At 41.3% G+C, this 11,984-nt stretch carries 8 protein-coding genes; 6 read left to right on the forward strand and 2 right to left on the reverse strand.

From position 1 onward, the window contains the following. On the forward strand, nt 1–2,112 hold a 2,112-nt coding region (locus tag XEN7305_RS14715; protein WP_193788913.1), incomplete at its 5' end, for an S-layer family protein. Between the two features lie 302 nt (nt 2,113–2,414). Here XEN7305_RS14715 and XEN7305_RS14720 read toward each other — a convergent pair. Then, on the reverse strand, nt 2,415–3,062 hold the full coding sequence (locus XEN7305_RS14720; protein ID WP_006510255.1) for a hypothetical protein: 648 nt from the start codon (nt 3,060–3,062) through the stop codon (nt 2,415–2,417). A gap of 154 nt (nt 3,063–3,216) precedes the next feature. Between XEN7305_RS14720 and XEN7305_RS14725 the strand changes: the two genes are divergently transcribed. The 5 genes from XEN7305_RS14725 to XEN7305_RS14745 all read left to right on the forward strand — a co-directional run bounded on the left by XEN7305_RS14725 (nt 3,217) and on the right by XEN7305_RS14745 (nt 11,124). Continuing rightward, a complete protein-coding gene (locus XEN7305_RS14725) occupies nt 3,217–4,449 on the forward strand; it encodes an FAD-dependent hydroxylase (RefSeq protein WP_006510256.1) in 1,233 nt (410 codons plus the stop codon). Between the two features lie 302 nt (nt 4,450–4,751). After that, nucleotides 4,752–6,350 carry an iron uptake porin gene (locus XEN7305_RS14730; protein ID WP_006510257.1) on the forward strand — a complete coding sequence of 533 codons (1,599 nt, stop codon included), beginning with the start codon at nt 4,752–4,754 and terminating at the stop codon, nt 6,348–6,350. A gap of 231 nt (nt 6,351–6,581) precedes the next feature. After that, the gene (locus XEN7305_RS14735; RefSeq protein WP_006510258.1) at nt 6,582–7,766 is read left to right on the forward strand and encodes an NAD(P)H-quinone oxidoreductase subunit H; all 1,185 of its coding nucleotides are present in this window, start codon (nt 6,582–6,584) and stop codon (nt 7,764–7,766) included. A gap of 93 nt (nt 7,767–7,859) precedes the next feature. Beyond that, nucleotides 7,860–10,796 (forward strand): UPF0182 family protein, encoded by a 2,937-nt coding sequence (locus XEN7305_RS14740; protein WP_006510259.1) that lies wholly within the window; start codon nt 7,860–7,862, stop codon nt 10,794–10,796. Between the two features lie 58 nt (nt 10,797–10,854). Next, nucleotides 10,855–11,124, forward strand: a complete 270-nt coding sequence (locus tag XEN7305_RS14745; protein WP_006510260.1) for a GIY-YIG nuclease family protein — start codon at nt 10,855–10,857, stop codon at nt 11,122–11,124. Between the two features lie 211 nt (nt 11,125–11,335). On the opposite strand, the gene XEN7305_RS14750 is transcribed toward XEN7305_RS14745, so the two are convergent. After that, nucleotides 11,336–11,965: a GNAT family N-acetyltransferase gene (locus tag XEN7305_RS14750; protein ID WP_006510261.1), complete on the reverse strand. Its 630-nt coding sequence runs from the start codon at nt 11,963–11,965 to the stop codon at nt 11,336–11,338. Between the last annotated feature and the right edge of the window lie 19 nt (nt 11,966–11,984).

An 11,984-nucleotide genomic window follows, 5' to 3' on the forward strand; every position in this document is an offset into this window, starting at 1 on the left:
GTGTTTGGCAGTGGAGATGGAGGGACATTAAGCGTCAATGCGGAGCGAGTAGAATTAATTGGCGGTTCGCGAGTCGCTGGTTCGAGTGGTCTTTTTGCGCCGATTGTGCCAGGAGCAACCGGTGATGGGGGAGATATTAATCTGGCGGCCGATAGCTTGTTAGTAGCAGGTGGGGCTCAGGCTTTTACGTTAACAGTAAGTGGTAGTACAGCAGGGGATTTTAATATTGCAGCACAAGATATTGAACTCAACGCAACTTCTCCCAATGGGACCCCTAGTGGTTTGTTTAGTAATACTTTTGCCAATGGCGATGGAGGAAATGTCAATATTGACACTGGTAGTTTGGCTCTAATAGATGGGGCAGAGATTGGTTCTACAGTAAGTGGAACTGGAAGAGCAGGAAATATAAAAATCAAAGCTAATTCGATAGTATTGACTAATCCTGCCCCCTTGGAAAGACCGAGTTCAATTGCTGCGTCTGTTCGACAAGGAGCAACAGGAGTTGGTGGGGATATCACGATTGAGACTGATAGCTTGAGCCTGAATGATGGAACTCAGATTAACTCTCTTGTCTTGGGTACTGGGGATGGCGGAAATGTCTCTATTACTGCTAGTGAAATTAATCTGAATGGATATTCTGCGATCGCGAATCGACCCAGTGGGGTCTTTACCGTAGTTAATCCAGGAGTTATGGGTAATAGTGGGAATGTGGCGGTGACCACTGATAATTTAACAGTATCTGATGGAGCGCAAATTTCGGTTGCTACTGGGGGCTTCGGTTCGGCTGGAAATCTTCAAGTGACAGCATCAGAATCAATAGAATTGACAGGTAATTTGATCGCTGAAGGGGGTGGTAGCAGTGGTCTATTCTCTAGTGCGGTTTTTGGTGATGGGAATGGGGGCAATCTGGATATTGCAACAGACCAATTAATCATTAAAGATGGTGCAACTGTTAGTGCGAGTAATTTCTTAAGTAGTAATTCTGCCGTGCCACCAGGAACTGGGATGGCTGGAAATATTAATATTAATGCTCAAACTATTGCACTCGATGGCGTGGATGCGGACACTGCTTCTAGTATCAATGCTGCAACTTTTGCTGGTGGTGGCGGCAATATTGTGCTGAACAGTCAGACAATCACTGCTACAAATGGCGCTCAAGTAACTGCCGATACTTCAGGTGCAGGCAATGGTGGATCAATTCAAGTAAATACCGATAATCTGAATCTTAGTAATAGAGCAAGCTTTAGTAGTAGTACTACTGCAACGGGGGATGGCGGAAGCATTGCGATCGCGGTACAGGAGGAATTTAACTTAAATAACCAAGCTCAAGTTTCTGCGAATAGTACCGGATTAGGTCAAGCAGGTAATATCGCGATCGCATCTGACACTTTAAAGCTTGATGAAGGTCGGATTACTGCTACTTCTACTCAGACTGGTGGTGGGGATATTGATTTAGTTACAGATTCTTTATTTTTAGATAACAATAGTTTAATTAGTACAAGTGTTCTCGATAGTACGGGGGGCGGCGGTAATATTTTGATTGAGAACAGCGGTTTTATCATTGGGGAAAATGGTAGTGCTATCAGAGCTGATGCCGTTTTTGGGGATGGAGGAAATATTCAGATTAACGCTCAGGGAATTTTCTTCGACCTAGATAGTGAAATTACTGCCAGTTCTAAGTTTGGTGTTGATGGTATCGTCGAAATTAACCTTAGTGAATCGGATGAAAAGTTGGGGACAGTATATTTTCCTGACAAATTATCTACTCCTGAAGCTATTATCGTCAGCAGTTGCCCAGTTCCAGAAAGCAATAGCTTTACCGTTACAGGATCGGGAGGATTACCAGAAAATCCCAGTTCTTATTTAAGAGGCAGAACTGTTTGGCAAGACACTAGAAGATTGACCCATGATCAAATCAAGGGGGGAGAGATTCAGGCAGAAACCACCAGTTCCAAGCCAGGTCAGGAGCAAAAAACTGCCAAGGTAAAGCCTATTGTTGAATCACAAAGTTGGATCATCAATCAAAGAGGCAAAGTCGAATTAGTAGCAGCAAACAGCCAAAGAATTTCTCCAAATATCTGGTCTCAAGATATTAATTGCGGAGACTTGTAAAGCGTGAATTCGATATTTATACTAAGTTGTGTTTTAAAGTGTACTTTTATATCTCGCGCAAAGACGTTTACCCAGCTTCGTGTTCTGGGCAAAGGCGCAAAGGGTATTAAGGATGGTTTTAAGGCGATTTCTCAAAATATTTGTACCAGGTTTTGATCAGATTTATCGATAATCTGTAAGGACGATTCGCGAATCGCCCCTACGTCAATGGTGTGTTCTTTCTCAGAAATCACCTAAGTATATGAACACAGTTTGGGATTACCTAAAACCTAACACCTAACACCTAAAACCTTTTCCCCCAACTAATCAATCAGCTCGAAAGAGTCGAAGAAGGTCGCAACTGATTTCTCGGAAATGGCATCACTATGTTGACTAACCGCCAAGATATAGAGCCGTTGTTCAACCAGTAAGAGACGATAGATAATCGTTTCGTCTTTGTTTTGCAGCTTAAATTCTCTGCCTGGATGCTTGTCAAAAGTAATGTCATCATCAGCAACTTTATTTAAATCAATCTTATTCTCAATAATATAATCACGCGATTTCTCTAATACTTCTTGACTATTGGCAACTCTTTCGGGTGTGACCTCTTCTGAGTAAGCAATTACATAACGAGAAGATGGTGGATGACTGGCAATAATATCGAAGTTAATATCTCCATTGGGCGATTCAACGACCTCAACTTCGTTAGTTAATGCTCCAGAAGGGAGCATGGCCGTAAATCCGACTGAATTAACTACAACTCGTGACCATGGTAGAGCTGCCTCATCAACAGTCAAGGAAGGTGATGTATTGGTTTCACTCTGCTGGTCAAATCTACGAATTTCTTCTTCAAACTCTCTGCGTCCTCTCTCGAAAAAGTCAGGTCGATCAAAGGGGCCTGCGATCGCCGGAACGACGGCAAGACAAGATAATGTAAGAACAGGAATACTCAGCCAAGGATATATTTTCATAATAATTCGGGCAAATAAAGTAAAATAAGAAGATAATTTGGAACTTTGAATTGGCAATTACTTTTAGATTGTCTCAAAGTCTTGGGTTATTGTTCTGTGTCACAATAATATCAAATAAAATTTTAATCTTTGCTTAAAAACTTTTAATAAAAGCATGACATCAAAATCTCACAATAATCAAGCCATGACTAGTTATGATATTGCGATCGCAGGTGGTGGGATTGTCGGTATTACGCTAGCTGCTATTTTGAAAAACTCGGGACTCAAAGTAATTATTATTGAAGCCAAGCCCTTAGCGGTTGCTGCGGCGAGAACTCAAGCCTATGCCTTTTCCTTGCTTTCGAGTCGGATTTATGAGGGAATTGGCGTATGGCAGGACATTGTTCCCCATATTGGAAAATTTAAACGCATTAGACTATCAGATAGCGATTTTTCCCAGACAGTCCAGTTTGAAACAACAGATTTGAATACTGATTATCTAGGTTATGTTGCTCAGCATAATGTTGTCTCGACCGCCTTGCAAAAATATCTTGCTGATTGCCCTAATATTGATTGGTTATGCCCTGGAGAAGTTACTAATGTTATCTATCAAGAGCAGATTGCTCAGGTATCGGTCAGGACGCAAGAGACAGAGCATTTGATCGAGGCAAAATTAGTTATTGGTGCTGATGGAGTTCGTTCCCATCTGCGTTCCTTGGCCAAGATTACGACTCGTGGCTGGAAATATTGGCAATCTTGTGTTGCTTTTACGATCAAACATACCGCAGCACAAAATGATACGGCTTTTGAGCGATTTTGGTCTACAGGGCCGATGGGAGTTTTACCTTTGCCGGGAAATCGTTGCCAAATCGTTTGGACTAATCCCCATGAGCGAGCGAAGAAGCTACAAGCCTTGAGTGAAGAAGAGTTCCTCGAAGAACTTACACATTACACCCAAGGATCTTTGGGGGATTTAACATTGATTAGCGATCGCGTTATTTTTCCTGTGCAACTAATGCAATGCGATCGCTATGTCCAATCTAGATTAGCTTTAATTGGTGATGCGGCCCATTGCTGTCATCCTGTGGGAGGACAGGGTTTAAATCTTGGGATTCGAGATGCTGCTAGTCTTGCTCAAATATTGATTGCGGCTCATGATCAAGGACAAGATATTGGTAGCTTATCAGTTCTCAAAAAATACGAAACTTGGCGTAAACAAGAAAACCTAGCTATTTTGGGATTCACTGATTTTCTGGATCGTTTCTTTTCTAATGATTGGCTGCCGATTGTAATTATTCGGCGCCTAGGTTTATGGCTAATGAGTAATCTGAGACCACTAAAAATATTTGCTTTGCAATTAATGGCAGGATTAAAAGGAAGAACCCCCAAGCTAGCTCAAAATAATTAAGATATTTTTGTTATGGGCTATAAGGAATAAGTTATCAGTTATTAGCTTTTCTTATTTCATATTTGGGTAATCCCCATGATCTGCGATTGCATCACCTAATTAATTAAGCCTTCTCACAAGAAGATTAACAATAAACTTTACAAAACAACAGTGTTTTCCCTCTTGCCATTTTTTTTCTGTGAAATATACTGGATGGACATAAACTGAAAGGTTTATTAATAATGTATTTGAAAGTCTTATTTTATTAGATATCTAAGGGTTTCAACTAAGTTAATCTTTTAGGTGTGAGGATCAGTTAAATTATGTCTAGATTATTTTGGAGGGCTTTGAAAGCTGCTCCTGTTGTTGTTGCAGGTTCTTTGCTCGTTAGCAATGCAACTATGGCTCAGACTGTTGCGAGTAATGAGTCTCCTGTTGATGGGACTTTAGAGCAGATCGATGGCTATAGCGGCTATGAGGAAACTGCGGAAGATGCGATGTCTCAGGTGACTAATGTTAACCAATTAAGAGATGTTTCTCCTGCGGATTGGGCTTATGAGGCGTTACGCAGTTTGGTAGATCGCTATGGTTGTATTGTTGGTTATCCTGATCAAACCTATAGAGGCAATCAAGCTTTAAGTCGTTATGAATTTGCTGCGGGCCTAAACGCTTGCTTAAATCAAATAGAACGTCTGATTGCTTCTTCTGAAGCTCTACTGAGAGAGGATATTGAAACAATCAATAAGCTGCTTCAAGAGTTTGAGGCCGAACTCGCGACACTCAATGGCAGAGTCGATAGCTTAGAAGGTCGGGTGGCTTTCCTAGAAGACCATCAATTTTCGACGACGACTAAGCTAAAAGGGGAAGTTATCTTCACTTTGGGTAATACTTTTGGCGACGATATTGATTCTCAATTCACCTTTAGCGATCGCGTTCGCCTAAACTTCAACACTAGTTTCACTGGAAAAGACATCTTACGGACTCGTCTCCAAGCGGGAAATACTCAAGGCTTCAAAGCTGGTATCACAGGGACAGACTCGACTCGTCTGGGTTTTGATCAAGGCGGAAATTCTAACGATATCAGGATCGACGATTTGTACTATCGCTTTCCGGTAGGAGATAAAGTAAGAGTCTGGCTGGCGGGTAATTCCATCGGAACTCACAACATCTTGAACGTTGGCAATCCTTATCTCAAAAGCACTGGTGCTGGGGCCTTATCCCGCTTCCATATTCGGAACCCTCTCATATTCCGTCCTGTACAAGGTACTGGTTTGGGTACTAATGTCAAACTAAGCGACTTGTTCACCTTTAATGCATCTTACTTAAGTACTAGTAACGATGGTGCTGATCCTTCTTTGGGTGAAGGGATCTTCAATGGTTCTTTTAGTGCTGGTGCTCAGTTAGTAGCTTCTCCGACAGATAACTTCGAGATTAATTTTGCCTATATTCGGACTTTTGAAACTGGAGATGATGTAAATATTTCTGGCAGTACGGTCAGTGGCAATGCGAAGCGACCTTTTGGTCGGGTTGACACTTCAACTAATCGTTTTGGGTTAGGCGCTAATTATCAATTTGGCGACAGAGTTGCGATCGCAGCTACCGGAGCTTATGCTGATGCCAGCGAACGAGGTGGTGACGGTAGTGCAGACATCTGGACTTGGAGTGCTAATATTGCATTTCTTGATCTAATGAAAGAAGGCAGTGTCTTAGCCGTTGCTGGCGGTTTACCTCCCAAACTAACCGATGGTGATGGTGTTACCGAAGATGAGGATTCTTCCTATATTATTGAGCTGTTTTACAAGTATCCCGTTAATAAAAACATCATTGTGACTCCTGGTGTTTATGTTGTAACTAACCCAGATCACGATGATAGTAATGATGCAGCTTATGTTGGGGTAATCAGAACTACCTTCAAGTTCTAGTTGTCCAAAATATTTCATATTGAGTTAGTCGAGATAGAGGTGTTTAGAAAAACATCTCTATTTTTTTCAGGCAAGATTGAAAACCAAAGAGGATAAAGAATTTACCTGAAGTCTAACTCTTAACAGAGTATTCGATACCTCACTAGGATGAGAACTGCTATAAGATAGAGAGCGACAATAAAACAATCAGGTTTGATCGAAATTTTTGTTTGAGGGGACAAGGCTTATCATATGGCACAAATAGAAACTAGAACCGAGCCCATGGTTATCAACATGGGGCCTCACCATCCCTCAATGCACGGCGTTTTACGCCTCATTGTCACGCTTGATGGAGAAGATGTTATCGACTGTGAACCAGTCATTGGCTATCTTCACCGAGGCATGGAGAAAATTGCAGAAAGTCGTACTAATGTAATGTACGTACCCTATGTAAGTCGTTGGGACTATGCAGCAGGGATGTTTAATGAAGCAATCACCGTTAATGCACCAGAAAAACTGGCTGGGATTGAAGTCCCCAAAAGGGCTCAATACATTCGAGTGATTATGCTGGAGTTGAACCGCATTGCTAACCATTTGCTCTGGTTGGGGCCATTTTTGGCCGATGTGGGGGCAACTACGCCCTTTTTCTACATATTTCGCGAACGAGAACTAATTTACGATCTTTGGGAGGCGGCCACAGGACAGAGATTAATCAATAACAATTATTTTCGTATTGGTGGGGTTGCCGTAGATTTACCCTATGGTTGGATTGATAAATGCGAAGACTTCTGTGATTACTTCGATCCTAAAATTGATGAATATGAGAAGTTAATCACTAATAATCCCATTTTCCGGCGTCGTGTGGAAGGAATTGGTACGATTACTCGTGATGAGGCGATTAACTGGGGTCTTTCTGGGCCAATGCTAAGGGGCTCAGGAGTGAAGTGGGATTTACGGAAAGTAGATCACTACGAATGCTACGACGATTTTGATTGGGACATCCAATGGGAAACCGTAGGGGATTGTTACGCTCGTTATCTGGTCAGAGTTAAAGAAATGCGGGAATCGGTGAAGATTCTGCGGCAGGCACTTAAAGGGATTCCTGGAGGCCCTTATGAAAATTTGGAGGCGAAAAGGCTCGAAGAAGGACGTAAGTCGCAGTGGAATGATTTTGACTATCAATATATAGCGAAAAAAGTTGCCCCCACTTTTAAAATTCCTACAGGAGAACATTATGTTCGCCTCGAAAGTGGCAAGGGAGAATTAGGTATCTTTATTGTTGGCAATGATAATGTCTTTCCTTGGCGATGGAAGATTCGTGCCCCTGATTTTAATAATTTGCAGATTTTGCCTCATTTACTTAAAGGGGTTAAGGTCGCAGATATCATGGCAATTCTCGGTAGCATCGACGTGATCATGGGATCTGTAGATCGCTAAATCAGTTAGCAGTTATCAGTCATCAGTTAATCTTCATTTGCTTTTCCCTTCCTTATCCCTCATCCCTCATCCCTCATCCCTCATCCCTTAAACATGAGTCGTTTTTCGCGAAAGATTTTAATTGCGATCGCTGTTTTTTTAGGTTTGTGGTTAATTTTTGACCTGACAGCCAAGATTGTCGCGGATTATCTTTGGTTTCAGGAATTAAATTATCTGTCCGTATTGCTTAAAAAATGGCGCACGCAGTTCTTGTTGGGGACAATTACTGCAGGAATTTCTTGCGTATTTCTGTGGGGTAATTTGTTGATCGCCAGTCGTTATCGTTGGCAATGGTTGAATGATGATGGATGGGTCAAAAGAAGTATCCCGTACCTCAGAGGGGAAGAACCTCCAGCCAATAGTTATAAAATTAAGCCCAGGCTTTTTGAAGAGTATTCAATTCCCCGCTTTCAAGTTAAGACTAAAACAGAAACCAAGTCAGTTTTTAATCTATCTTTATTGCTCCCGTTGACGGTGGTATTTAGTGTCACTCTGGCTTTTTTGGTGGTTTATTATACTAATTTTGCCCTTGTCATTTGGCAAAGAGGTTTTGGTCTTGATTGGACTTGGGATAAGTTATTGGAGACTTTTGCAACTAGTCCCCTCAAGGATTTGACGCCCTATTTATGGGTGGTAGTTTTTGTTAGTCTTATTGTATTTTTTGTTATCGCCAGAACTAACTGGTCGCTAATTTTTTTAGCAGCTTTTTTGAGCTTTGTTTTCAGTTTAATAATGGCTGGAAATTGGACATTATTTTTGCAATTTTTGCAGCCAACATTATTTTATGAAGCAGATCCTCAATTTGGTGAGGAGATCAGTTTTTATATCTTTAATTTGCCTATCTACGATTTATGTGATATCTGCTTTAATGGTCTGTTTGGCTATGGTTTAATTAGTATTTTTCTTTATTATTTATTATCGGGAAATAGTTTAGCTGAAGGTAGATTTCCTGGCTTTTCTCGCTTTCAAATTCGTCATCTCTCAATTTTGGGCGGTTTCTTGATGCTTTCTCTTTCCTGGCATCATTGGTTAAATCGCTATGACTTATTGTATTATCCCAGCGGGGTTGTTTATGGTGCAGGATTTACGACTGTCCATGTCAAATTACCTTTGGAAACTGCTTTATGTTTGGTTGCCAGCATCATTGCTGTTTGGCTATTTATCAATAGTTTTAGTGGCTATAAAAAGATCAAGGGCGCAATTAGGAAAAAACGCAAAATTCTTTTGGCTTTAATCCCTTTATTTCTTTATCTTTTTATTCTGATTGCTGGTTATACAACTAGTTCCCTGGTGCAGCGCTTCATAGTTTTGCCCAATGAATTGAATAAAGAGACAGAATATATCACGCGTAGTATCACGATGACGAGAAATGCTTTTGGTTTAGACGATATTGAAACCGAAACATTCAATCCTCAAGGAAGATTAACCGCCGCGGATATTCGCAAAAATCATTTAACTATTGAAAATATTCGTTTATGGGATACTCGTCCTATTTTGCAAACCAATCGTCAATTGCAACAGATTCGCCTCTATTATCAATTTCCCGACGCAGATATCGATCGCTATGTGTTGGAAGATGATCGAGAAAGCAATAAACAACAAGTTATTATTGCGGCTAGGGAATTAGACTATAGTGCGGTGCCAGATCGGGCGAAAACCTGGGTTAATGAACATTTGGTTTACACTCATGGTTATGGATTTACCCTCTCTCCAGTGAACCAAGTGGACAGGGCGGGATTGCCTGATTATTTTGTTAAGGATATTGGCACGGAGGAAGGAGGGCTTAATCTTTCTAGTGAGGCTATTCGCAATAGTATTCCCGTAGAAAATCCACGGATCTATTATGGGGAGCTCACTGATACCTATATTATGACCAACACTAAGTCTCGGGAATTAGATTTTCCTAGTGGTGAGGAAAATGTCTACACGGTTTATCAGGGTGCAGGAGGTATTCCCATCGGTGGTTATGGTTTGCGCTTGCTATTTGCTGAGTATCTCAAGGATTGGCAAATGCTGTTTACGCAAAATTTCACCCCGAAAACAAAATTGTTATTCCGCAGAGACATTGTCGAAAGAGTTAAATATATTGCGCCTTGGTTGCGTTACGATGACGATCCCTATTTAGTGGTTGTTGACACGGGGGATGAACCTGAAGGCGCTAAACCCAGTCATCTTTACTGGATTTTGGATGCCTATACAACTAGCGATCGCTATCCCTACTCCGATCCAGGAGAAAACAGGTTTAACTATATTCGCAACTCGGTCAAAGTTGTCATTGATGCTTATAACGGGGATGTGAATTTCTATGTGGCAGAGCTTGCTGATCCGATAGTTTTGACTTGGAGTAAGGTATTTCCCCAATTATTTAAAATTCTAGGACAAATGCCCGAAGCCTTACACAAACATATTCGTTATCCAGAGGATTTATTTAGCATTCTTTCTGAAAGGTTATTGGCTTATCATATGACTGATCCTCAGGTTTTTTATAACCGAGAAGATCAATGGGAAATTCCTCAGGAAATTTATGCTGCTGAAGCGCGTCCTGTGGCACCCTATTATTTGATAATGAGATTGCCAAGCGCCCGAGAGGAAGAATTTATCCTATTGCAAGGCTACACTCCGACTGCGCGTCCCAACTTGATTGCCTGGTTGGCAGCCCGCTCAGATGGTCAGAAATATGGCCGGCTTTTGCTTTATACTTTTCCTAAGCAAAAATTGGTTTATGGACCCAATCAAATCGAAGCTTTAATCAACCAAAATCCTGTGATTTCTCAGCAAATTTCCCTCTGGAATCGAGATGGGTCTAGTGCTATTCAGGGTAATTTGCTAGTTATTCCGATAGAACAGTCTCTTTTGTATGTAGAGCCGCTTTATCTCGAAGCAGAAGAAAATAGTGTTCCTACTTTGGCGAGGGTAATTGTTGTCTATGAGAATAAAATTGTGATGAAAGAGAGTTTAGACGCTGCGATCGCGGCTATTTTTCCAAGTTAAGAATTTCCTGTTAAGCATGAGGTGAGCCGTAATTAGAAATTCCATCTGGTCTGTTTATATGATTCGTTGTAGCGATCGCTCTCTTTATACCGGGATTTCTAACAATGTTGCTCAGCGTTTTGCTGCGCATCAATCGGGCAAATCGCAGTCAACAAAATACACGAGGTCCCGTCATCCTTTGAAATTGGTTTTCACTGCTGAAATTGGTGATAGATCGGCGGCTAGTCGGGCTGAATACTACATCAAAAAATTGCCGAAAAAGACTAAAGAGTTATTAGTTTCTGGGATGACTTCTTTGATTGAACTCGGAATTGTCGAGTCGGAATAGTAGAGATAGCGCTACGTGCAAGTCAAGAGTCAAGAGTCAAGAGTCAAGAGTCAAGAGTCATAGGCTTGAACGTTTACTAATGTCCTGACCAAATTGTGTAGTCCTATATGTGTCTTCGCCCCATACGGTGCTTAGGATTCAAGCGCAGCAAAATTACTAGATTTGATCTACTTATAAGGCGATCGCTACAATTGCTGTTGCTTGTGATCTTTTATTCCTTTGGATCTCCCGCTCTTCGGTTAAAACTTCCTTCGACGACTGAAGGTGCTTTGATTCGACGCCCCAAAATCAATAAATCTCTTTCCTGTTTGTCCATCTCTGCTACTTGGGGCAATAACCCCCAGCGAGTGAACCCATGCTTGGCAAATAATTGGACGCTGGGAATATTGTGACCAAAAACAAAAGCTAATAAACTTTTGATTCGTAGTTTAGGACATTCTGTGATCGCTTTTTTGACTAATCCATCAGCAATGCCCTGCCCTCGATAATCTTTCGCGACATAGAGACTGATCTCTGCCGTGTACTTATATGCAGGCCGCCCATAGAAATCATTGAAGCTTAACCAAGCGACGACTGGCTTTTGCGATCGCCTGGCGAATAAATTGACTATTTTGCGATCTCCCAATTTTTCAATTCCCGTCACCTCTGATTGAGCAATCTTGGGATTAATATCTACAACCCAAATAGGACGACAAGTTACATCGCGATCGTGAAACCAGGATAAACGACTCTCCACTTCAATCGGTCTAGTATCTGCTGTGGCAACGCGAGAATCAATTGTAGAATTATAAATCTCAACAATTGCTTTTAAATCTTCTTCTATTGCGGGACGAATATACATTGATTAATATTGAGTAATA

Source organism: Xenococcus sp. PCC 7305 (assembly GCF_000332055.1).
Classification (GTDB): Bacteria; Cyanobacteriota; Cyanobacteriia; order Cyanobacteriales; family Xenococcaceae; genus Xenococcus.